We start from the raw sequence: 21,324 nt of genomic DNA on the forward strand, positions 1-21,324 counted from the left end.
TTGCCGGCGAAAACGTCCTAAGGCAGTTTTAAGTCGCCGGCAAGTGTTCGGAGCGACCACCCTTGCGCACTTAATTCAGTGACGTTCGGGTGTGGAATTCCCGCGCCGCGCTCGCAAAACCCGGGCCTTACCGGGTCCAACTAGTGAACGGTGGCGGCCGCCTCAACGAGGTCCGGCCATGCTGATTCGTTGATGGCTGGCCGTAGGGCGCCATGGTTATTGCTACCGCGCGCATTGCAACATCAAAGGCTTACGTGTCGTCGCGCTACATCCACCGGGTCGGTGCGACAAAGTTGGTGCGACTAGCCTACGTTCGCGCCAAAGTTGTCGCATTTTCGCAGACGCGATCGGCCGTAGCCGACGCGATATACCGGTCACTCGATCGTTTCCGAAGCAGGGCATCAAGGTCGCGGAAGGTCCAACATGTGGTCCAGCATGTTCGTGAATGATCATCCGATGGAAATCGAGCCCGGAAGGCCATCAGATCCCTTCGAACCCGGCTGACCCGACGGGCCTTTCTGGCCGGGACCCGAGCCTCCACGGCCCCCACAGCCATCGTGTCCGCTGGCTCCTGCGCCCCCCGGCCCCCCTGGACCGCCGACACCACCTGCCCCTCCAGCCCCGCCAAGCCCAGGCAACGTCTGACCGTCCTTTCCAACCGCAACGATCTTTGACAATCCGGCCTTATCGGCTCCATCGGCAAGCTGAACCACTACCACTCCGCCGTTTCCTCCGACGCCACCAGCGGTTCCATTCCCGCCAGCGCCACCAGGTCCTCCTGGAGTTGAATCGTTGCCTCCGCCACAACCATGAATACCTTGCAAACCTCGTCCGCGGGCATTTGTTCCAGGTACGCCAGGAGCTCCCGTCGCGCCAGCAATCCCCGGCATCCCATCCTGTCCTTTCAAGTCAATTTTGAGTACATCATCACCAACGAGCGAGGAAGTTCTAATTAGCAATGCTCCACCAGCGCTTCCTGCACTCCCCGCAACCCGACCACCTGCGCTCGAATCAAACGCGATAATCTCGGCCCCTGGGGCAATGCGAATTTCGTCGGAAGTGAGCGTCAATGATCGCCCATTGGTCACAATTCTGCTATTGGGTTGAAACTCAATGACGTCAGATACAATCTGTCGGTCACCATCAAGCGCGATGGTACCCGTCACAGAAAAAATCTTGGGCGGCTATTTGGCGACTACCGGGCAAAGGCCACGATCTGTATCGACCAATACCATCAAATCTTTTTTTGCATCAGCTACGCATGGAGTTCCTGTCCCCCCTTCGCTCACAGCCGTGCCCGGAGCGATGCCTGGACTGCAAGTCCCATTTGTGACCATAACCCGTTGAACCTTTGGGGCCGCACTTGGGAGCTCCCCATCCGTGCGGCGCCACTTAATGGTTAAGCGCCCAGGATCTCGAGTTAAATCGCAGGCTATCGCACCAGTGTCATTTTTAGCGATTATGCAATCGCTGAATGCTTTCATAGCCCCTGGAGCAACTTCTCGAAGATAACTATAACTCGCAGTTTCGAAAGAAGTATCTTGGGAACTCTTGGAGCAATTTTTCTCTCGCCAACTGTCCACAGCGTTTTTATCAAAGGTTCCGCCTACTTTTAGAGGTACGCCGTAAACTACAACTCCTACTTGCAGACCCGATTTTATTGCTTCGTCATGGTTGGAAAATTTAAAACTGCATTGCCATGCAGTTGCGGCGGCGCTAGATGACGTATTCGCATCACTCGACCGGACGGTCATTAATGCCGCGCGAAGCGGTGCGGCGCAAATAGAATCATCAGCCTTGACAATGTTCGAAAATAGAAGTGGGAATAATAAACTCGCACAAGTGACTATGTTCTTCATGCTTTTTCTCCGGTTGCCATGCTTGCTAAAACCTTGTTGTGCGTCACTACCCGTTGTTCCCCAGTTGATACTCCTGGCGGGGCTAGACAAGCAGGAAAATCGCGCAGTCCCGAGGAACAACAGTCGTTCGTCTCAGAGGATCCAAGAATCGCCGCTGACTGCCATTTGCACTACATCCAGCGTTCCATCACAAGAGAGACACAAAGACCTCGACATTCCGACGAGCCTGCACCCAGAAAATCTTGGTTACACGAACCATTCTCACAAAGCTAGCGTAGTTTCTCTGAGTCGCTCACCGGGAAGTACATATTCGAACCATTTTCTTAAAGAAGCGGCCAGCGAATACTTCGCCGTTCATGGATGTCGCCAGCGCGAGTCGATCTTCGCAAATGCGAGTCTCATATTCGCATAGTCGATTATTTAACTACCAATCGCCGATAATCGCTAGATCAGATTAGGAAATCCCAGCACACCCGGCAAGCGTTTAACAAGTGTTCGCGATTCGTGGTAATTGAAGCGGTTGCGCACTGCAAAGACAGAGACGCCCGCTTTCCAGCGCCCGAGGACAATTCATGGGCAGCGTTGACCGAGTGACGCCAGAGTGCGGATGCGCGCAGCCATCAAGACGGTTCAAAGGGGCCGTTTGGGCGACCGCGCTTCCGATCAATCGAACGAGCCGGTCGGACCATACCTCGATAGCTCGCCGACCACGACGATTATGCGAAAGGCATATTCGTCTGGTGCGGGCATTCGCTCTACCGCCACAGATGCCAGATTTGCAGTGCGGAGCAGCCGTTGCGCACGCCGGCGGCCCTCGACGATCAGCCTTGTGCTTTACCATTGCGAAGCGAGACTGGATATACGCTCAAACACAGCGGGCGCAATAGCTGGGGGGAGGTCTTTTTGCTCAAGCCGGGACTACATCACTTCGAACGTGCAGCTCGTGAGGTTGCGAAGCACGGCGATAACGACACACTGCCATTTGACATCGATGTTCGATTCTGTGGCGACGAGGCCGAAGCGATTGCTTCCATCGCCTACGGTTTCTACTCGGAACTTCGAGACAGCCGATCGGCCAAGGATAATCACGAGCGAATTGCGGAGCTAAACGTTCACAGTGAGCGGCTCTTGGCACCCTCCGGGCCCTCCGGTTTCCGGGTTGTGACAAAGATCCACCTGTTCTGGAACATCTACCTAAACGGACTGGCCATTGCCATCGCAGAGGCACTTGAACCGCAACGCTCCACCAATGTTCACTCCTACCGCTTCTTACAAACAGGCGATGCGCACCTCTTCGATGAGAACAGGTCATGGCGAGCCTTCAAGGAAGCCACAGTTATTCAGGCGAGTGCGATAGGTGATGAGGCCGTCGTAGTTCAAGCGGACATTTCGAGCTTCTACGAGCATGTCTCTCACCATTACATCGAGAACCTGATCAACGGTCTCGGCGGCGATGCCGGGCCAGTCTCGAAACAGGTCAACGCTCTTCTCAGCAAGCTGTTCGCAGGGCGCTCGTTCGGTCTGCCGGTCGGCGGCCAAGGAGCACGGATTCTCGCAGAACTCTTTCTGAATCAAGTGGACGCCGCACTTACAGCTAGCGGAGTGCACTGGAGCCGCTATGTTGACGACTATGTGTTGATTGCGGAGAACACTTCTGGGGCATACCGGGCGCTTGGCGTTCTTGCGCAAGGGTTGATGGATTACGGCTTGAGTCTGAACAAGTCAAAGACCGTATTCTTGTCCTCGAAGCACTATAGAGACTACGTTGCGTCACAACTCGGCGGCGACGATATCGAGGCTGCCAAGCTACGAAGCATCGACCTCAGGTTCGACCCATACTCCGACAATGCCGACGAAGACTACGAGTCTCTCGTGGAGACCGTCGAGACACTTCACGTACGCCAGCTCTTGAACCGTGAATTGGAAAAATCACTGCCGGACTCATTCTTGGTGACCCAAATCGGTCGGACAATACGGCTTCATGAACCGGCTGTCGCACTCGAAATCGCGGCGACGCTGCTGAAACAGCGGAATCTCCACGCCTTCCGCTCTTCGTTCTCCACCATCATGCGGGGCATCGCGAACCTACGAAGCGACGCTAGGTTCTCCAGCATCCATGGACGGCTTGACCATTTGCTCGATGACGTACCCGTCCACTCCGCGCATCTGCTGCAAGCCGACACTAGTCTGCTCCATTACCTGCGCTGCTTGCGTTTCCAAAGTGCGCCGGCGCGGGTGCAGCTTGTGCGCCAGCTTTTCGACACTACTCAACTAGATACGGTACGGCGCGCTTGCATCGATTGTTGGCGTGGCTGGCGCGACGCTGTCGCGTTCAATTCCCTGCGCAATCGCTGGCACCAAATGAGTCCAGAATGTCAGCGGCTCTTTTGGCTCGCGTCCTTCGCATTCGCTGATGAGGGAGACAAAGCTCGGCAGCAGGTGAAGCGTGCCGCGAGCCAATCATGGGCGCTTGGGGTAGAGCTCCCTTTCGACGAAGCTAAGGATAAAATGAAGCTCAGCAAGCTGCCGCGCGGCGCGGAGCCACGGTTTTCGACTGTGTTCATGAACTGGGCCAAAGGGATAAACGATGCAGTTTGATCCACGCACCGTGGCCCGAGAAATCCCGGGCTTATTTGACGAGGTGTTTCCACAGCTGACGCCGAGCATCGTCGCGCACTTTAACAATTCGGCGCTCACCGTCCAAATCCAGCCACTCCGCCCGGAACTCCTGCTTCTGTCAACCATGCAGCGCGCAATGCTCTTCGAACTCGGCTACACGGTGGGCGAGACGCTGCTTGACGGCAGAGCGAGCATCGACTGGCAAAGCTGCTTCGCTGAAACGCTCCGGCGGCAGCGTGCATACTTCGATGCGAAGCTGCCCGACCAACTGACCGCGTGGGACCAAGCTTTGGCCGAGACGATCGGGACGAACCTCGCCAATTCGATGACAGAGATGAGCCGCGCGAGCGGGCGTCCCATCGTCATCCGGCCGCGAATTCCGGGCCTTGAATGGATTGCCAGTGGCCACGGAGACTTCGCCCTAGGGTGTACTCTCGTAGAGGTGAAGTGCAGCGTGAAACGCTTCTCTTCAGCAGATTTTCGCCAAGTGGCCATCTATTGGCTCTTGAGTTACGCGGCGTCGGTCGAGGGGCATGAAGCCGAGTGGGAAGACTTCGTGCTACTCAATCCGAGGAGCGGCGAGAAGGTCGCGATGAATTTTAACGTCTTCTTGTCCATTATTAGCGGCGGCCGCACGAAGGTCGACATTCTTCAACTGTTCCAGTCCCTTGTCGGGTCGCGCCTCGCGCGTTGAAGTAAGGTCGCCCCCCTTTTTGTCCCTCAATCGCACCGGCACTGAATTGGCCCGTTGGCCTTATTCGGTCGCGGATGCTGAGCTGTCCGCAGCCTTGATCAGTCATCGGCGCAGTGCCGTCATTGACCGCTCCGGGCCGACGTCCGCCCGAGTCGGTCCAGAACAGTAAATGACGCTATGGTGGCGCTTCACGCTTCACGGCAATTTAGGCCGGTCGCGCAAACCTTGTCGCTCAGTCGCTCAGTCGCACAATTGCGGCGCCGATCGCACACATACTCTGGCTCCCTACGTCAGTCGCACAAACTCAGTCCCACAGTCGCAAAACTGCGGCGCCAGTCGCACATACTCTGGCGCCCTACGCTGGCAGTGGGCAACCGTTCGCCGCGAGATACACCACGACAGTGCGTACGCTCGATAAATGGCACCTCGCGCAAGACGCCCATTACCCCTTTGCGAGAAATTTCGCGATATGTGCTAGCGGCGCGTTCGCCTGCTCGGGCGTATAGCGTTGCACTTCTGAGAACCCGATGCTGATTAGCTTCACGCGGATCTCCGTTTCGGGCGCAATGTCCAGTGACATGCCCCCCTTAGTTCCGCCGGGCTGATAGATTTCAACCATGGGTTCGCCATTCATGACGAACCCGAATCGGAATACGCTGCCCGGCTCCGCCCTTTCGGGGTTGCTCGGGTCCAGGCTGACCACAATTCCTGGCACGATCTCGCGGAGCACCGGCACCGTAGGGTCGTCATTCGCTGCTCGTGGGACGCCCGCCGTGGGCAGTGACAGAAGGATGTCCCGCGGATCAAAGGCGTTGACAATCGCCATCTCCCACGCGTTCGCATTCATTTGGCCGGCGAGCTGATGGGCCGCGTCCAGCAGTCGCCCAAATTGGGCCGGCGTGACAGGTAGCTTGCTCGGGTCGGCAACCCATGGCGCGGAGACCACACGCAGCACACTCGCGTCGACGCCAAGCATGGCCGCCAGCGCCGCGAATCCGTTCGGAAGGGCTTCCACATATCCTCCTTGTATTCGGCCGGATTTTACACCTTCGGTCTTGAAAAGTGTATCACTATGTGGTATATTTAGCGATGGTTAAAACGCACCCATAAATGAAAAAATCGACCACAAGAGTGTTCAAAACGGCATGGTTTTCGAAGAAGGCGAAGGCCGCAGGCATCTCGGACGCCGATCTATGCGGCGCGGTCGGTGAGTTGAATGCCGGTCAGGGAGATCATCTGGGCGGGAACGTCTGGAAAAAGCGCCTAGACAAGAACACGAAGCGGGGCATCGTCGTCAACAGGATCGGCGACTTTTGGGTATTCGTCTTTCTGTTCGCGAAAAGCGACCGGCAAAACATCGATGATCGCGAGTTACGTGACTTCAAGAAACTTGCTCGGGATTACGGTAAGGCGAGTGACGGCAAGATTGACGAAATGGTCAAATCGAAGGATTTAGTGGAGATTTGCAATGGCTAAAGCACGGTACAAGAGCGATGCATCGGAGGCGATTCACAGCGCCGCTTCCGGTCTGTATCGCGCGAAGGTCATCGATAAGAAGACGATGCGTGAGTATGATGATCTTTGCATTGAAGAAGCGCCGGAGTTCAGCGCGAAGCAAATCGCCAGCATCCGGAAGACTGTAAATGTCAGCCAGGGGGTGTTCGCGGTCTACTTGAACACGACTGTCTCGACAGTCCGGCAATGGGAGCAAGGCAATAAAAAGCCGAGCGGCATTGCTGCGCGCATGCTCCAACTTGTCCAGAAGAACGGTTTGACCATATTCGGCTGATGTCGGCCTACGTACGCATCACACCGGACGTGGTGTTTTCAGTCGATGTGTTCCCACGCGTCGACATGCGAACATCGGAGGCGGCCTTGCGCCGCCGTGTTTCCGATTCGGTCGAGTCGACTGTCGATCCTCGCCAGATCGATTTGTGGGGTGATGACACTCAGCACGCGCCGGCACCCGTTTGACGTACCGCCCCGGATCAGCATCCGTCTTGCTGTTCTGCGTTCATGCTTCGGAAACTCGAATGCACGCAGGAGCGGTTCGCCCGAGTACAGGCGATCAACGCAAGATACGTGCAAAGGAAAGGCGGATCGCCGGTGACCCTAGCTTTCGACCGCGCTGCTGAGTGTCCTATATTCGCTGTAATGCCGGATCGCACGGGTCATCTGGCCGAGTCCCTCATGGAGACGCGCCGCGTTGAAATGCGCGTCAGCGAAGTCATGCTGCAATTCGATGCAGCGATGATACGCGATCAGTGCCTGCTCAAGCCTGCCGGAGTCCTCGAGCGCCACACCGAGATTGAAGTGCAGCAAAGGCTCCTCGGGCAGTGCTAGTAACGCCTTATGCCAGACAGCGATCGCGTCCTCGTAGCGGGTGTTTACGCATAGCATGCATCCCAGGTCGAGGTAAGCGTTCAGGTACAGCCGATCCGATTCAATGGCACGCCGATATCCCGCTTCCGCAGCGTCCAGATCGCCTTCAGCTTCCTTGGCAGCGGCTTCCGCAAATTCGTCAGGTGCGCCCCATGATTGAATGTTGCTGACGTTCAACGATCCCTTGGACTCAGGCGGGGGATCGAAGTCGAACAGCAACTGGCCACTCTCTGCTTCCCAGTGCCCTGCGTCGTCGCGCACGGCGACGTCTGTTCCGACTGCCGTTATGCCGATTGCCGTCAGGTCCTTGTCCTGCGACCAGTTGGCGCGAAGAGTCTCCAGGGCTCGCAGGATTTTTCGAGGAGGAATGCCCGCCTTGCGCAACGAGTGGGCCGTGCGCAGTAACACAACGTCGCGGAAGGAAAACAAGGTCTCGCCGCCGCGACCGCGCAGCGGCTGTACGAACCGTCCGGCTACCAGACGTGAGATGACCGTCCGTGACACACCCAGCATGCGCTGGACATCGCGTATCCGGTACAGATCCTGTCCCGTCATCGCTATTTTCGCGTCCCTGTCTTTCTGGCCGGTGTAGCGGGCGTCACGGTCGCCGTCGACCGTTTTGGTCCCTTGCGCTGCCGCGGCGCGGCCGTCACGGCGATCGGTTCCGGCTCGGCTTTGGCCCTAACGACGGCGGGGCCGCGACCTTTGAGGCTTGCCCGCAACGCGTCAACGAGATCGATGATATCCGCTCCCTCGGGTTGCGCTGCTGGCTGCAATGTGATCTTCTTGCCAGCGATTTTCTGGTCGATCGCGGCAAGGACGCGTTCCTTCTCCTCGTCCTTGAACGCCGCGGGATCGTAGCCGGCCACGCGGTACTGTTCAATAAGCTGCTGTGCGAGCTGCAGTTCGGCAGGCTGTACCTCCGGCTTTTCGATTCCCAGTGCGGACTGCGGGCGCACCTCATCGGCATACAGGAGTTGCTGAAGTATGAGCCCTTCGGGCCCGGCGCGTAGCTGCGCCACATACTGTGTTCCCTTCATGACCCACGTCGCGAGTGCGCATGTACCGGAGTCTGTCATCGCTTCAGCGAGCAACTGGTAAGGCTTCGCTCCTCGCTTGTCCGGGCCGAGGTAATAGGCCTTGTCGAAGTAGATCGGATCGATGGCGTCCTGGGGAAGAAACGATACGATATCGATCGTGTGGCGGGCGGTTTCCTCAAGTGTCTTCAGTTCGTCCGGACTGAAGACAACGTACTTGTCTTTCTCGAACTCGTAGCCCTTGACGATATCCAACCGTTCGACCACCGCCTGATGAGCGGGGCAATAAAGCTGCTGCCTGACGCGCGCGCCGCAATCCTTGTGGAGCATGTTGAAGCTGACGCCTGATCGGCTTTCCTGCGCCGAAAAGAGCCTGACCGGGATCGCAACCAGCCCGAAGCTGATCGTCAACGAAGCAATCGAACGTGGCGCGGCCATGGTTTTTCCCCTGTTGGCGTGCATCTAGCTCAGCAAGATCCTCGCCCGCCCGCGCTTCCTAGTTTCCCTTGTCTTCGCCGAAACGCCATCCTGTTAAACAGGCGCTAGGCCGTTCGTCATCCTATGGGTTAAAATTTTGTCCTGAAGAATGTCAACTTCTGAGAGTGCACGTCTGCGTCGGGGCTCACGATGGAGGCGAACGGACTTCTTTACCGATAGGACGCCGCATCAAGCCCGTGAGATCTGCGGGTCAAGTCTATCTGCGGGCCCGGCTGACGCCGCCAGAGCCGAAAAGGACAATGTCTTAAACTCGATTGGACATGCTCGCAAAAAATAAGGGATCCGTTAACTGAAGCTTCATCGAGGTGAAGATGAAACGACGAATTCTCTCGATTTTCTGCTGGAAACAGCCAATAGCGTTGGCGGCTTTTGCAATGGTCCTGGTCGCCGCGGCACCTTTGTCAGCGACTTCTAAAGATCTATCCGGGTGGGTCTATCCAGCGCAGAACAAGAAGATAGCGATAGTATTCATTCATGGACTTACCGGCGACGCAATGGATACATGGACGTTAAATAGAGTGAAAGGACAGTCGTTTTTCAGGTATGTAAAAGACAGTCCAATTACCGGAAAAGATGTTGACATTTTTACATTCACATACAGTTCTGAGAATATAACCACTATTTGGAGGCCTTGAGTCGCGACTGGGCCGAAATTCGAAGATCTGATAACCGGCCTCAAGTTATATGTGGTTACGAAACTGAGTCATACATGACTCAAAAAATCGTCGGCTGGTCGAGTGCGACGCGGTTGTGTGACAACGGCGGTGTGCCAATTGAGGGCGCCGACCATGTCAGTATTGTTAAACCTGACGGTCCGGACAGTGCAACAATGACTCTCTTTTTCAACGCGATGAAAGAATACGTCATCGACCCAATATCGACTCCGATTGTGGATATACCGGAATTAAGCCGTGATGGAGACCACTTTCTTCTGAATATCGATCGCCCAGATGGCCTTAAGAAAATCCATCTACAAAATCATGGAAAGAGTGTGGCGCGAGCCGGATGGGGCCCTCCATCGCCGCCTAATCTCTGGTTGATGCCAGATACTGAATCAATAATCCCACCGGGAAAGGAGGGTGTAGTAAATATCGCAGTGGTATATGGATCTCAGATTCGTGATTATGATTTCCCCCTAAGGGTGCAAGGTTTGACTGAAAAGCGCGTGCATGTTCATGTTCAAAATATGCGTACTGTCCACGCCAGTCAAAAGGCGCTTATGGATAAGGTGACGCTGGACCTCGTCAATTATGTATCTGATCCAGCTAGAAGCCAGCAATTGTCGTCTTTCGTGGACAGTGATGCACTGGCGTCTCAACAGGTGGTAGATGTGGTTCAACAGTCTGTCGCGCAACGACTTCCTGAACTCACGACATCCGAACAGTATGTTATTGCCGCCGACCTCCTAGCGGCAAAAAATCTGCGAGCGCTCGCGGCGCGCTCGCTTAGCACCGCTCAACTTGCGTCTCCTCGCTCGCCTTTGCAGCGTGCAGAGACAACCGAGGCAGACGAATCGAGTAGGTATCGTTCCGCTGCATGGGGAGGCGCTTGGGCGTACGAGAATTGGTTGACTCAGCGTGCTTCGGCGCACCAGGTCGAAGCGCTGTATAGAGTTGCAAAATCGTCTAAAACAAGCATCACTCTGCTATACGGCGTGACAAGTCCAATCGAAAATAGTTCTGAAGTGGCCTCCTCCACTAATCTATTGGATTTTTCTCTTGCATCGACGCTGAAGGAGATCCCCGCCCTGAAGGCGACGGGAACTAATTTAAGCACAAGCCTTGCGACCTCATATCGGAATGCAGTCTATTACGGGCAAGATCCCTTCGATGCGGACTATCGAGCCAGTGGACTTCAAACTCCCGAAAAGGAGTGGCATTGATCGAGGTACAATCGCCAAGTTAAACATAGGCACATTTAGCTCCTCTGCGAAGTAGTCGCATATTTACCTGGCGAGCGCAGGTCGCTATCGGCATAGCCGTCTATGTTCACCGACACCGCTTCAATCACCCCTGGCTTTCTGCTCGCGCCATTTCCGCGCTTCCTCCTTCAGGTCGATACCATCGACGGTCAAGAAGAATTCGTACTGGCTGAAGCGCTTGATCTGCACTTGTGCTGGGTCATGCCGGCAGGGCAGGCTCAGGTCAAGCTTATCGCCGCCGAACGCCTCGATCGCGCCGGAAAGCAATTCGCCGAGCAACTCCCATGCTTCGACTGCGACGTCGAGCAGGTCCCGGCCAGGGAACTGCGGAATCATCCACGTGCGCCAGAGCGCCGGTGCGGAGTCGCAGTCTGGCCCGAAGCCGCGAAGCATCTTGTTCGTTTTGCACATAGTCTTGTAACGCTCATACGCTTCGTCTGACGTCTCCGATGGGTAGACAGCGAAGGGAAAGACGACCTTAATAGTGGCGCCCTCTGTGGTGCCGATCCGGCCATGACTTTTCAGGTGTAGGGAACCGTGATGAACGACGAAGTCGCGTCGCTTGCCAAGGGTATGCAAGAGGACATTTGTGGACACTGTGTCCATTAGAGGCTTGATCTTTGCCTTCTCACCGGGATGCCGCTGCAAATCGTTAGACAGGGCTTGGGGGACTTCCTTGACCGCACGGAGGAACGAATTGCATGAATAGCGGAACGGCTCGGGCTCATGGTAATTGGCTTCCATCTGGTGCAGATACCAGTGACACTCCTGCCACCGATCGAGCGAAAGCTCCAGATTGCTGTGCGCGCAGGTTTGCATTCAGACCTCGTGTCATTTCGTCTCGTCGCCGACTGGCCTGCAAGTGAAACCACCTCCACCCCCCAAGGCAATCCAGGCAGTCCAATTATTTTCGGATTCGGCTCAGGTTCAAAATAATTCTGCCTAAGAAATCACCTGGAGCATAGCCGAATTCATTAGCAAGTGAGAATCGCTGCATCACAAACCACAAACCCGATGCAGCATGAACCGCGACATGATGCATCAGCGCCCGGGGGCTATCTCGAACGCACACAGACTACCGAAAAGTGATGTTCGTCCTTCGGCATCAGTGTTCGAAGCGCGAGTTGACGCTTCCAGTGGGTTAATGTCTGCAAGGTACGCTCTGTTTTCGGCTGTAGTGCACTTGCAGAAACCACGCATCCTACGATTTCCGAGCATTACATTAGCTCAAACACTAGCGAACCGCTGAAACAACGTCTTGAACATTTAGTTGCTTCAGAGCACGGTGGTGCAGAAAATCAGCCGCTCTGTTTGAACCGTTACCGCAAGAAGCGGTAACCCGTCCGCGGTTTCCTGCAGGAGTTACCCCTTGCTCCCTGTTGTATCCTGGCGCACACTGTATATTTATACAGGTCATGGAGCCCAATTGTGGATCACACAGACGTCCGTGCTCAGCCAATACGTGACCCTGACGAACGCGCCCGCTCGATTGATGGCCTTCTCGACTCGAGGGTGCACCCAGAGGCGGGGCGAACAGCGCTCTGGCGAGCTGCCCAACTGGGGCGAGCCAATGGCCGCGTCGTGGAGACCGGGTACGACGATTTGTCCGCAGTGTTGCCATCCGGCGGGTGGCCCAGGAGCGCTCTTGTCGAATTGCTTGTGCCACACGGCGGCTGCGGCGAGCTGCGCCTGTTACTGCCGGCGTTGTCGAAAGGGAAACAGCCAATAGTCGTGATCCAGCCTCCCCACGTACCTAGCGTTCAAGGGCTCGCGTATGGTGGTCTGCAACCGGATCGTATTCTTTGGCTCAAACCCAAGGTAACGGCGGACACATTGTGGTCGACCCAGGAAGCGCTGAAATCCGGCACCTTTGGCGCTGTACTGCTTTGGCAAACGTATGTGAGGTCTGATGCGCTGCGGCGCCTTCACCTGGCGGCGAAAACGGGCGAATCGCTCTTCTTCCTGATAAGGCCACTTTCGGCGGCGATGGATCCCTCGCCGGCTGAACTGCGGTTGGCGTTGCACCCGGCGGAGCACGGTGTAACGGTCGACATCATCAAGCGCAGGGGCCCCGCGTTGGGTCACAGCCTCACAATCGAACTACGGCCCGCGGCTACAACACAGACTGGTAGAAAGCGCCAGCTTCAGGAGACGCAACTGGACCGGTTGCCCACGCTACAACCGGCCTTTGTGTGATCTCCCCGGCCGGCAACATGACACAAAGTCGTATCCGTGAGCAGGACTGAGTTCTGCTCTCGTGAGTCCGACCGGCGACGATCGCATGACGAACAGACCTTCACCGACAAACACGGCGTGATCTGGTATTGCGATTGGAAGGAAACCGGCACGCATCGCGCTTTTGCTGCCCGCTCGTACGACGGCGTTAGGAGAACTTGCATGGACCTGGAACGGCCGATCAAACCGTCCGATCTGATGCACGCTATGCAGCGCCGGCGACCGTTTTCCCACGTCGACTGGCTGTTCCAATGGAAATTGGACGGTTTTCGATGCCTTGTCGAAAAGTGGGGCGACAAAGTGGCGCTAACCAGTCGGCAGGGCAAGCCCTTCAACCGCTCATTTCCCGAAATTGTCGAGGCAGTTGCTGCCGTGCCCGGTGATTTCGTATGGGACAGTGAGCTGGCGATCGGCGACGCTCGCGGGCCGGCGTCGTTCAGCCGACTACTGGAGCGCTCCAGCACCACGTCACCGCGGAATATCCCGGCGGCCGCGCGTCGACACCCTGCACGGATTTTTGTGTTCGACATGCTCCTATCGGGTAAGCGCGATTTGCGTCACCTGGAGCTTACCGAGCGGAAGGCTCGACTGCGCGACGCCTTCGACGACACACAGCGGCTCGTCTATGTCACGGACGTGGAATGCGTCGGCGAGCTAGTATTTGAACAGGTGAAAATCCACGACTTCGAGGGTATGGTTGCCAAACGAAAGGCGTCGACCTACACGCGCGGACGGTCGCCTAACTGGATCAAGATCAAGAACATCAACTACAGCAGGCCGGCGGCGTTGGGCTTCGGTCATGCAGACAAGTAACGCTGCCTCGGCAGGCAACACCCCCGAGGATCCCGCCATCGCGTAGGCCCGCGACCGGGTCTTGGCGGACCCGACTCCATCACGCGTACCCCGCCGCTATGCGCCGATCGCACGCATCGCGTCATGCAATGCTTGCGGTTGACTAAGGAACGACTGGAAGCCGTCGGCCCAGACAGCGGCTGTTCTGTTTGCATCCACCGTCCACCCGCTCAAGGCCTTCAGCTCACTACCCGGCAAATCGTAGAGTTTCATGCGCAGATCCTGGGTGAGCGAAATCTCGCGATCCTTGTATTCAAAGTTGAGGGCAGTGTAGAGGCCATCCACACCACCGTCCCAGTGGCCAACGTAGAGAATGGGCACCCAAGGTTTGGCACGACGCACCCCCTTGAGCCACGTATTCAGATGCAGGTCACCCAGACCACTGCCGAGCACGAAAATCACGTCCGCTTCCATCGCATCGCGGCTCAATGCCGAGTAGTAGAACACGTACGGTGTGCGTTGCAGTCGGCCTAGCTTGTCCAGTCCCGTGATGATCGCACTACGCTCGATCTGCGTGCCGTCCATTCTGGAATCGCCACTGCCGCCGTTTAACCCATACTTAAGCGCATCTTCACGTGCGGCATACCAGGCAATGTCGCCTATCTCACGCGACCCGCCTGGCGCCGGAAAACCCATGTGGATCGAACCGTGGAGGTGGAACAGGGCCGGGCTGTCCCAGTGCGACCAGAAGCCCGTCGCGTCGAAAGCAGCGTGGTCCCCATGATTTTGCGTAAAGCCCGTGAAATAGCGGTCGTCGGTAGACTGCCCCACGAAATCATCGTAATTCGTGGTATAGACGCGCGGTACATAGGCCTCTTCCAAGTTTACGAAGAACCGTGCGAGCTGGTCCAAAGGTTGTTCTGGCGCGTCGCAGATTTTCGACACTTCGCGGTATATGCACTTGATCATCGTGCCGGCAGCGGCACGCAATGCCCGCGGCTCGTATGACGGCGTCAGTTCCAGGAATGGCGCCATGACGGGCTTGAACTTCGTCACGGCGCCTGGTGTGACGCGCAATGTCTCCAGTTCGTGCAGCACGTGGTAGATGCGCTCGAAATGCGCGTCGGCTGGATCGTCGTAGAAGTCAAGCAGCTTGCCCGCCACCTCCTGGTACACCTGCGTGCCACCCATACGCTGACAGGATTCGTCGTCTCGCACGGTCTTTTCGATGAGCTTGCCGAAATCAGGCGTCACCGGAATTCCATACTCGACCGATGCGCCAGCGCCCACGACGACGAGTGCCCGCCGCTTTGTTTGCTGCTTCATGCAATCCCCCGTTGTTGAATGTCTGGAGGTTGATTATTACAAAAACGCTTGTTTGCAGTTGCAGGGATTGCGATGACTTGTGTCTCGAGGAAGGTGCGGATTGCAACAGCCATAGAGCTTGAAAAAGGCACCTTTCTTCGGTCCGGATATCGCGGAGAATCGTCACGGGATGACGCGGCTGATGTGCTGGACAACGCTTGGGAAACGGACCGCTTACGCGCCGGCAAGGTCTTCATCGACTATCTGCGCACTAGCCGCGGGGCGAGCACAGTCGCGCCGTTATCGGCGCGGGGCCCGTGCTGGACTCGCCGTTTCAATGCCCATTTAATGGGACAAACTGTTCGATGTCAGCGCCGGCGACGCCTGGTCCATGGACGCCGCGCTCGCGACGGCGGTCGCTGCATGCTGACCTGTGGGCGGGCTGCAGGCGTACGCGCCAGAGGATTAGCTCGGCGATGCGGCGGGCAATCGGCCTGTCACGTTAGCGGGTCGGGTCGCATGACGTACCGGCTTTTTCCGAGGAACCGATGAAACTCCTGCGTTAGCGCGCAGGTTTGGCAGACTGCGCGCGAAACTGTATCGGAATAGGCCGCCACGACACCTCTATTCCGATGTGGTAGAAGCCCCGGTTATCTAGGAAACACGGGTGGACGGCTCAAGGAATCCGCTTGCTTGCCGTTATCACTGTGATACTCCGACATTAGATTCTTGCAATTCCCTCACGTATCATGATGCTACCAATGATCGTGACTTTTGAGGTAGCTAGTGAAGCCAGCACAGTTCAGGGACATTCAAGCGGATTTGGGATGGACGCACGCTCAAACCGCTGCGGCGCTCGGCTTATCGGTAGTTAGCGTAAAACGCATTGCGACAGATACTCAGGTCATTACTGATCAGACTGCACGGATGCTCATCGCGCTACTGTTGGTTCACAAAGAAGGTTTAGCAAAGAAGTACGCAAAGCTCGTTGACAAGTATCATGGTGATACTACAATGGAATCCCGTTAAGGTTCCGGAATTCACGGAAAGCCCTGTCGCTGGCAAACAGGAAAAGACATGCAGATTATCGCTGGGGTATTGACCATCGCTTGGATCGTGGGTTCGGTGTGGTTCGTCGGCAAACTGGTTGCCAGGTGGGATAACACGCGCGAGCAGGAAAATCGGAAAACGGAGAACATTGACATGAAGGTAAAAATCGAAACGGCGGCTTATGTGACAACGGCCATTCTCGCGGCGTATGCCAGCTACGACCTCGTAACTGAAGCAGGCGCGGCCTACCATTTCAGCGCTGTGACTAAAGCCTCTGGCGGCGTCGCCCTTTTTGCGTTTCTGACCGGCGCAATGTGGACGACCATCGCTCAAGCTCTCGCGTTGCTCGCGAGTGAGCGGCGATATTCATGGTTTTCCAACATCGCGAAGGTCGTGTCTTTCGCCGTGGGCTTCGGCTGTCTCCTGCTATTCGCGTGGGGCGTTTCGACAGACGGGACCGCGTTCTGGCTATCGGCTATCGAGCTTATCGGCGCGGTAGTCGGCATGGGCACGTTCGCTTGCGTGCATGTATTTGCCGCTCCCGAAGAATCTGGCGAGGCCTCTGCGGCGTAACGGATCGGAAAACAGGAAAATGAAGAAAGTAGCTTCGGCGCTAGGTCCAGCGATCGCCGGGATCGCACTGTTGGTGCTGGGCTTCCTCGTTCTTGGGGGCATTGTTTTGGAATGCTTTCGGGAGTTCGGTCAGGCGGCGCCGTTTGCTTATGCAACTGTCGTGCTTGCGATTGTGCTGCCACTTGGATTGGTGCTGTGTCGCCGCTTGAAAGCGGATGCGGGTGCAGAACGCTAACGCCAAGGAAAACAGAATGGTTCAACTCTCGAAGTATTCGCTTGGCAAAAACGATTTGGGCAGGCAGTTAGTGGTGAGTCTCACAATTGTCGCCCTAGTGTATGTCGTGTTCGCATTGTTTCGACGCTTCGGGATTGCGATGCCCGATGTGGCGCGATGGGTCGCGACAAGTAGTGCTACTTTGGCCCTGCTCTGGGTGCTATTAAAAACCCGGCCTGCAGACACAGTAGCGAAACAATGCATTTGCGGCCTAATCTTGGCGGGGAGCGTAATGCTCGCCATCTGCTCCATTTGGCCTTGAGGCGTATCGGAAAAGCGATGACGACGCTTTCGCGCCAACACTACAAGCGCTTGCGGTTCTACTGGCAGGGCCGCGCAAACGGCGGTGCCGGGATGACTGACGGTGTTGACTTGGACCTCGCCGCGCTGGGCATGGTGGAGCGCTTCGAGCGCTTAGGCTCCGGCGTTTGCTTTCGCATCACGCAAGCGGACGAGCAAAAGTTGCGGCCGAGAAGGCGCGCGAGGTTGAACGCTGTCAGCCACATCACGCTTTGGCGGGCCGCTTGGCACAATGGCGACAGAGCCAAGGACGTGTGACTTGGCAAAATATCGAATTGCTTGTCGATCGCGAAATGGGAGGCAGGCAGGCGATTCGCCCAGACGTGTTCTCCGTTGCTGCAACCTACGACGAACAGCGAATCAATCTGTGCGTTGATGAGGTAAAGGTAAGTCGTGTGGATTCTCTCGCAGACGTGGCGCGTCCCGAGAAGCGGGCCGGGTACGGACAGATCGCAGAGGTCTTGTACTACCCGGCACCAGTTGGAATGATCGAGGCTTCAGAGGTGCCGGAAGGGTGCGGTTTATTGGTTGAAGTGGAACCCTGCAAGTTCGAGGTGCTGAAGCGGCCAAAGAAGCGTCGGGTCGCGCTGACCCCGCACCACTTTATGAATCTCATTTTGAAGCCTGGCGTTTTCACGCCTGCGTGGTGAACGAAACAACGGAAAACACAGTGATGGTGAAAAGAACGTTTGAAAGCGGTTTATGGATCGGCGGCGGGCTCGGGGCAAGCACTGTCACGATGTGTGAAGGATTCAAGCTCGCCATGGGCTTCGGTTTGGTCGCCATAGTCGCCGGCCTGGCGGCGATCGCTTTTGTTTCGCGCCCATCGGGTCAGCGGGGCTAGGAAAACATACGTTATGACAGACCTACATTCCGTCACGCCACTGTTGCTCGCCAATCTTGGTGCATCTGTTCAGAAGGTCGAAGCCCACGAACCGAATGATCCGGAAAGCAGCGACCTTTTGTGGTTGTCGATGGTCGATGAGGATCTAACCGAAGGTGATGTGCTGTGCGTCAGTGCTCTCTCTGGGGGGCGTTGGATGGTTCACCATGACCTCGCGCACAAGTACGGTGGCTGGCCTACAGTTTGGGACGTGGCTGGGTCAGAAACGGACGTCGTTGGAGCCGTTTCGACGTACATCAACAACCGACGTTGAATCGGAAACGATCATGAATCAGCGAGAGGCCGAAAGGTGTCGTTCAATGTTCGCGAGCGCAATGCTCTGGTTGATAAGCACTGCTGTCGCGCCCCAAGCGGTAGGGCAAACTCAGTTGCCACCGCTCTCCGTCCGAATTGATGCGTGCAGCCGGGTGGCTAAAGTCGTCAATTGGATTTATCAACAACGCGATGCGGGTACGGACCAGAGCGTGACCGATAACGCCATTCAAAATATGGACGTCAGCGCGATGTTGGGTCCTCAAATCACTTCAATTACCGACGATAAGAGCAGAGAGGGGTTACGAGAGGTTATTCACGAGTCGGTTGAGCAAGCGTATTCGCATCCTCGCGGTGCACGAACGCCCGGCGACGGGGAGGCTCTGTATTTTCAGGGATGCGCTCAAGGCGCTGCGGCGAATGACCAGACCTCAAATAAGTAGGAAGACGCTGACCAGCTCCGGCACCAGGACAACCACGATGAACATTTTGGAAAATGAAGCCGCGCTAGCGATCCTGCGAGACGCTTCCGAGAAGCTGAGAGCGATCGGCATTCATTCGGACATGCAAACGTGCGCGTCAAAGCACGGTGCATCGATAGCGTTGATCGCGTCCGAGACGGTTGAGGGTGCTGCCGCCGGCTATGTCGCCAGCTTTCTTGGCTGCGAACTGACGATGAGTGAGCCCGACCGCTTCTGTGACGAAGTGGCAAACCGCCTGGCAGACCGGGCGATCGATGACGCTCGGCACGCGTCGCGCTGACCTCGGAAAGCAGGATGGCCAGTTATAGCCTGCCCATTGACGAGTGCCTGCAGGTGCTCGCGCGTGTCGACGCCGGATCAATACAGCCAGAGCGGCTTCATTTGAGTGGCGGCACGGGGATTATCGTTCGGTTTTCCGGAGCCCAGATGGAGGCGCTAATCATCGCCGGCAAAAGACCAGGCGTTGCGCTCGACGTGAAAGCCGGGCGCGTGCTGGTCAGGCGCAAACATGCTGTAAGTGAGCGCTTCGCAGTCGGCGCAGGAGAATACCTGATTTACTACTGGATCACCGATGCCGGCCGACAGGCTGCTAGCAAATAGGAAAACTCAGGATGCTTGAATTCACCATCGGCGATAAGCGTGAAGTCGTTACCGACTCGCTCATCGAGAGCTTTTACGGAGAGACGGGCATCGGACGTGGCGAAGTTGATCTTGCGCAAGTTCGCGCTTTCTTCGTTGCGCGATGCGACCGGCTCCAGCCAAGCGACATTGTTACAGACTATGAGAAAGAACTGTCTCGCCTGTCGTATGCGCTGTACTTGGCGTCCGAGCGGGGGATAAAGATTGTGACGGTTAACTAGAGAACGAAAACGATGACCTATCAGGTTGATGCGCCACGCACGCGTGACCGAGTCGTTTCGTTCCTCAATGAAATCGGGATCGAATCGCGATTTGAGGTTGGCGCAACGGGTTTCGTGGAGGGCTGCAGAATTGATCAGGGAGCGCTTGCAATCGATCCAAACTGCCGGGTGTCGAGCCTGTTGCATGAAGCAGGTCATCTTGCCATTACGCCGAGTTGTTTCCGGGCATTGATGGATGGGAACCTGTATGCCGGTCAGCGAGAAATGCTGGAGATCGTTGAAAGGATCACGGCACATCCCGACGAACCGCTTTATCGGGCTGCCATCCAGTACTCAGACCCAGAGGCAACGGCGTGGGCTTGGTCTGCCGGTGTCGCACTTGGCTTGCCGGACGTCGAAATTATTCGGGATGACGAGTACGAGAACGACGGCGCTGCGATCCGATTGTCGTTGCAGGTCCGGATGTATGTTGGCATTCACGGACTCGCACACGCAGGATTCTGCGCGATTCGAGCGCGTGATGGAGTCCAAGCATGGCCAAAACTGAATTTCTGGACGCAGTAATTCGAAATGCTCACGCCGGAAGCCCGAACTAAAGAGTGAATTCAAATGGCAGACGTGTCCCTGATCGAAGAAATCCAGACCTACGCTGATGGCCGCCATAGCGATGTCGCCCGTGGTGCCGAAACGCCGGCGCTCGCTGCGCTCATGGTTGAGAAGTACGGCGAAGGCATCGCAAAGACTGTACGTCTGTTCGGCGCTGACAACAGCCACATCGAGCGCGAAATCGATCGCTTGTTCCGCGAGATTGACCCGCAGTATCAGAGGGATCGCCAATACCGCTTTGAAGCCCGACCGGCCGGTCTTTCGATCAACGGCGAAGTGTACTGAACCATCGGAGAACGTTGTGATTAAGGTACTTCTCGACTACTTCATCCCTTCGCCTCCGAACAAAGTGTCGCGTGAGTCGAATGACGCTCTGAACGCGGACATCAAGGCTGCGGGAATGTGGGGCAAACCGCTCGGAGAGGCTAACCGAGATGCGGTGGACGTCTGGGTACGTCATTCTGACCGTCGAAGCCGCGAGGTCAACCGCGAGTGGCTGAAGCCGCGGGCGAAGGTGTTTTGCGGGCGTTGGGCGCTCTTGTCTGGCGTTCTATTGCTGGGCGCATGGATCACGTCCGGATACCAGCTCGCAGAGCTCTCGCTGACCCTCGCTGGATTCGTGGCGGGGTGCGTCTCGATCTTGTTCTCCTGCGTCTCTCGATCAATGAATAAGTAGGCGAC

General features: G+C 56.6%; 25 protein-coding genes. 19 read left to right on the forward strand and 6 right to left on the reverse strand.

Going from position 1 to position 21,324, the window contains the following annotated elements:
• Positions 1–1,184: 1,184 nt before the first annotated feature.
• A complete protein-coding gene (locus HV796_RS12040; protein ID WP_175226709.1) occupies positions 1,185–1,859 on the reverse strand; it encodes a hypothetical protein in 675 nt (224 codons plus the stop codon).
• Between the two features lie 795 nt (positions 1,860–2,654).
• Here HV796_RS12040 and HV796_RS12045 point away from each other — a divergent pair.
• Together HV796_RS12045 and HV796_RS12050 are read left to right on the forward strand one after the other, a co-directional pair.
• Positions 2,655–4,457 (forward strand): RNA-directed DNA polymerase, encoded by a 1,803-nt coding sequence (locus HV796_RS12045; RefSeq protein ID WP_246355819.1) that lies wholly within the window; start codon positions 2,655–2,657, stop codon positions 4,455–4,457.
• Entirely contained in the window at positions 4,447–5,172 is a 726-nt protein-coding gene (locus tag HV796_RS12050) for a hypothetical protein (RefSeq protein WP_175226710.1), read from the forward strand. The genes HV796_RS12045 and HV796_RS12050 overlap by 11 nt, the downstream gene beginning before the upstream one ends.
• A gap of 442 nt (positions 5,173–5,614) precedes the next feature.
• Here HV796_RS12050 and HV796_RS12055 read toward each other — a convergent pair whose 3' ends face one another.
• Entirely contained in the window at positions 5,615–6,187 is a 573-nt protein-coding gene (locus tag HV796_RS12055; protein ID WP_175226711.1) for a hypothetical protein, read from the reverse strand.
• Between the two features lie 95 nt (positions 6,188–6,282).
• On the opposite strand from HV796_RS12055, the gene HV796_RS12060 reads away from it, so the two are divergent.
• Together HV796_RS12060 and HV796_RS12065 are read left to right on the forward strand one after the other, a co-directional pair.
• Positions 6,283–6,648, forward strand: a complete 366-nt coding sequence (locus HV796_RS12060) for a type II toxin-antitoxin system RelE/ParE family toxin (RefSeq protein WP_175226712.1) — start codon at positions 6,283–6,285, stop codon at positions 6,646–6,648.
• Positions 6,641–6,961 carry a helix-turn-helix domain-containing protein gene (locus tag HV796_RS12065; protein ID WP_175226713.1) on the forward strand — a complete coding sequence of 107 codons (321 nt, stop codon included), beginning with the start codon at positions 6,641–6,643 and terminating at the stop codon, positions 6,959–6,961. The genes HV796_RS12060 and HV796_RS12065 overlap by 8 nt, the downstream gene beginning before the upstream one ends.
• Positions 6,962–7,284: 323 nt before the next feature.
• Here the strand turns inward: HV796_RS12065 and HV796_RS12070 are convergent, their stop codons facing one another.
• Both HV796_RS12070 and ku read right to left on the reverse strand, forming a co-directional pair.
• Positions 7,285–8,109: a MerR family transcriptional regulator gene (locus tag HV796_RS12070; protein WP_175226714.1), complete on the reverse strand. Its 825-nt coding sequence runs from the start codon at positions 8,107–8,109 to the stop codon at positions 7,285–7,287.
• 2 nt (positions 8,110–8,111) lie between these two features.
• The gene (ku, locus tag HV796_RS12075; protein WP_175226715.1) at positions 8,112–9,029 is read right to left on the reverse strand and encodes a non-homologous end joining protein Ku; all 918 of its coding nucleotides are present in this window, start codon (positions 9,027–9,029) and stop codon (positions 8,112–8,114) included.
• A 769-nt stretch (positions 9,030–9,798) separates the two neighbouring features.
• Here ku and HV796_RS12080 point away from each other — a divergent pair.
• Positions 9,799–10,971, forward strand: coding sequence for a hypothetical protein (locus HV796_RS12080; protein ID WP_175226716.1), 1,173 nt, complete (start codon positions 9,799–9,801; stop codon positions 10,969–10,971).
• Positions 10,972–11,091: 120 nt separating this feature from the next.
• On the opposite strand, the gene HV796_RS12085 is transcribed toward HV796_RS12080, so the two are convergent.
• Complete coding sequence (locus tag HV796_RS12085) at positions 11,092–11,829, reverse strand: hypothetical protein (protein ID WP_175226717.1); 738 nt, start codon at positions 11,827–11,829, stop codon at positions 11,092–11,094.
• A gap of 693 nt (positions 11,830–12,522) precedes the next feature.
• On the opposite strand from HV796_RS12085, the gene imuA reads away from it, so the two are divergent.
• Together imuA and HV796_RS12095 are read left to right on the forward strand one after the other, a co-directional pair.
• The gene (imuA, locus tag HV796_RS12090) at positions 12,523–13,206 is read left to right on the forward strand and encodes a translesion DNA synthesis-associated protein ImuA (protein ID WP_281369771.1); all 684 of its coding nucleotides are present in this window, start codon (positions 12,523–12,525) and stop codon (positions 13,204–13,206) included.
• 201 nt (positions 13,207–13,407) lie between these two features.
• Positions 13,408–14,058, forward strand: a complete 651-nt coding sequence (locus HV796_RS12095; protein ID WP_246355821.1) for an ATP-dependent DNA ligase — start codon at positions 13,408–13,410, stop codon at positions 14,056–14,058.
• A gap of 96 nt (positions 14,059–14,154) precedes the next feature.
• Here HV796_RS12095 and HV796_RS12100 read toward each other — a convergent pair whose 3' ends face one another.
• Entirely contained in the window at positions 14,155–15,291 is a 1,137-nt protein-coding gene (locus tag HV796_RS12100) for an SIR2 family protein (protein WP_175226719.1), read from the reverse strand.
• Positions 15,292–16,419: 1,128 nt separating this feature from the next.
• On the opposite strand from HV796_RS12100, the gene HV796_RS12105 reads away from it, so the two are divergent.
• The 12 genes from HV796_RS12105 (at position 16,420) to HV796_RS12155 (ending at position 21,319) form a co-directional block, all read left to right on the forward strand.
• Complete coding sequence (locus HV796_RS12105; RefSeq protein WP_175226720.1) at positions 16,420–16,965, forward strand: hypothetical protein; 546 nt, start codon at positions 16,420–16,422, stop codon at positions 16,963–16,965.
• Positions 16,966–16,984: 19 nt separating this feature from the next.
• Entirely contained in the window at positions 16,985–17,200 is a 216-nt protein-coding gene (locus HV796_RS12110; RefSeq protein WP_175226721.1) for a hypothetical protein, read from the forward strand.
• Positions 17,201–17,518: 318 nt separating this feature from the next.
• Positions 17,519–17,797 carry a hypothetical protein gene (locus HV796_RS44125; RefSeq protein ID WP_246355822.1) on the forward strand — a complete coding sequence of 93 codons (279 nt, stop codon included), beginning with the start codon at positions 17,519–17,521 and terminating at the stop codon, positions 17,795–17,797.
• Positions 17,794–18,189 carry a hypothetical protein gene (locus tag HV796_RS44130; RefSeq protein ID WP_246355823.1) on the forward strand — a complete coding sequence of 132 codons (396 nt, stop codon included), beginning with the start codon at positions 17,794–17,796 and terminating at the stop codon, positions 18,187–18,189. The genes HV796_RS44125 and HV796_RS44130 overlap by 4 nt, the downstream gene beginning before the upstream one ends.
• A 23-nt stretch (positions 18,190–18,212) precedes the next feature.
• Entirely contained in the window at positions 18,213–18,383 is a 171-nt protein-coding gene (locus HV796_RS12120; protein ID WP_175226722.1) for a hypothetical protein, read from the forward strand.
• A 13-nt stretch (positions 18,384–18,396) separates the two neighbouring features.
• On the forward strand, positions 18,397–18,696 hold the full coding sequence (locus tag HV796_RS12125; protein ID WP_175226723.1) for a hypothetical protein: 300 nt from the start codon (positions 18,397–18,399) through the stop codon (positions 18,694–18,696).
• Between the two features lie 326 nt (positions 18,697–19,022).
• Positions 19,023–19,457, forward strand: a complete 435-nt coding sequence (locus HV796_RS12130) for a hypothetical protein (protein WP_175226724.1) — start codon at positions 19,023–19,025, stop codon at positions 19,455–19,457.
• 14 nt (positions 19,458–19,471) lie between these two features.
• Positions 19,472–19,777: a hypothetical protein gene (locus tag HV796_RS12135; protein WP_175226725.1), complete on the forward strand. Its 306-nt coding sequence runs from the start codon at positions 19,472–19,474 to the stop codon at positions 19,775–19,777.
• Positions 19,778–19,788: 11 nt separating this feature from the next.
• Positions 19,789–20,037: a hypothetical protein gene (locus tag HV796_RS12140; RefSeq protein WP_175226726.1), complete on the forward strand. Its 249-nt coding sequence runs from the start codon at positions 19,789–19,791 to the stop codon at positions 20,035–20,037.
• A gap of 12 nt (positions 20,038–20,049) precedes the next feature.
• Positions 20,050–20,601 carry a hypothetical protein gene (locus HV796_RS12145; protein ID WP_175226727.1) on the forward strand — a complete coding sequence of 184 codons (552 nt, stop codon included), beginning with the start codon at positions 20,050–20,052 and terminating at the stop codon, positions 20,599–20,601.
• A 45-nt stretch (positions 20,602–20,646) separates the two neighbouring features.
• On the forward strand, positions 20,647–20,928 hold the full coding sequence (locus HV796_RS12150) for a hypothetical protein (protein ID WP_175226728.1): 282 nt from the start codon (positions 20,647–20,649) through the stop codon (positions 20,926–20,928).
• 16 nt (positions 20,929–20,944) lie between these two features.
• The gene (locus tag HV796_RS12155) at positions 20,945–21,319 is read left to right on the forward strand and encodes a hypothetical protein (protein ID WP_175226729.1); all 375 of its coding nucleotides are present in this window, start codon (positions 20,945–20,947) and stop codon (positions 21,317–21,319) included.
• Positions 21,320–21,324 lie beyond the last annotated feature (5 nt).

Origin of the sequence: Paraburkholderia humisilvae (assembly GCF_902859855.1) — a bacterium.
Classification (GTDB): Bacteria; Pseudomonadota; Gammaproteobacteria; order Burkholderiales; family Burkholderiaceae; genus Paraburkholderia; species Paraburkholderia humisilvae.

What these genes read in the sequence shown, in the direction of transcription:
- HV796_RS12140 (WP_175226726.1), top strand. Translation starts at nt 19,789, where the DNA reads ATGCTTGAATTCACCATCGGCGATAAGCGTGAAGTCGTTACCGACTCG.
- HV796_RS12085 (WP_175226717.1), bottom strand. Translation starts at nt 11,829, where the DNA reads ATGCAAACCTGCGCGCACAGCAATCTGGAGCTTTCGCTCGATCGGTGG.
- HV796_RS12065 (WP_175226713.1), top strand. Translation starts at nt 6,641, where the DNA reads ATGGCTAAAGCACGGTACAAGAGCGATGCATCGGAGGCGATTCACAGC.
- ku (WP_175226715.1), bottom strand. Translation starts at nt 9,029, where the DNA reads ATGGCCGCGCCACGTTCGATTGCTTCGTTGACGATCAGCTTCGGGCTG.
- HV796_RS12050 (WP_175226710.1), top strand. Translation starts at nt 4,447, where the DNA reads ATGCAGTTTGATCCACGCACCGTGGCCCGAGAAATCCCGGGCTTATTT.
- HV796_RS12145 (WP_175226727.1), top strand. Translation starts at nt 20,050, where the DNA reads ATGACCTATCAGGTTGATGCGCCACGCACGCGTGACCGAGTCGTTTCG.
- HV796_RS12080 (WP_175226716.1), top strand. Translation starts at nt 9,799, where the DNA reads ATGACTCAAAAAATCGTCGGCTGGTCGAGTGCGACGCGGTTGTGTGAC.
- HV796_RS12095 (WP_246355821.1), top strand. Translation starts at nt 13,408, where the DNA reads ATGGACCTGGAACGGCCGATCAAACCGTCCGATCTGATGCACGCTATG.
- HV796_RS12135 (WP_175226725.1), top strand. Translation starts at nt 19,472, where the DNA reads ATGGCCAGTTATAGCCTGCCCATTGACGAGTGCCTGCAGGTGCTCGCG.
- HV796_RS12040 (WP_175226709.1), bottom strand. Translation starts at nt 1,859, where the DNA reads ATGAAGAACATAGTCACTTGTGCGAGTTTATTATTCCCACTTCTATTT.
- HV796_RS12150 (WP_175226728.1), top strand. Translation starts at nt 20,647, where the DNA reads ATGGCAGACGTGTCCCTGATCGAAGAAATCCAGACCTACGCTGATGGC.
- HV796_RS12110 (WP_175226721.1), top strand. Translation starts at nt 16,985, where the DNA reads ATGAAGAAAGTAGCTTCGGCGCTAGGTCCAGCGATCGCCGGGATCGCA.
- HV796_RS12060 (WP_175226712.1), top strand. Translation starts at nt 6,283, where the DNA reads ATGAAAAAATCGACCACAAGAGTGTTCAAAACGGCATGGTTTTCGAAG.
- HV796_RS12105 (WP_175226720.1), top strand. Translation starts at nt 16,420, where the DNA reads ATGCAGATTATCGCTGGGGTATTGACCATCGCTTGGATCGTGGGTTCG.
- HV796_RS44125 (WP_246355822.1), top strand. Translation starts at nt 17,519, where the DNA reads ATGACGACGCTTTCGCGCCAACACTACAAGCGCTTGCGGTTCTACTGG.
- HV796_RS12125 (WP_175226723.1), top strand. Translation starts at nt 18,397, where the DNA reads ATGACAGACCTACATTCCGTCACGCCACTGTTGCTCGCCAATCTTGGT.
- HV796_RS12070 (WP_175226714.1), bottom strand. Translation starts at nt 8,109, where the DNA reads ATGACGGGACAGGATCTGTACCGGATACGCGATGTCCAGCGCATGCTG.
- HV796_RS12120 (WP_175226722.1), top strand. Translation starts at nt 18,213, where the DNA reads ATGGTGAAAAGAACGTTTGAAAGCGGTTTATGGATCGGCGGCGGGCTC.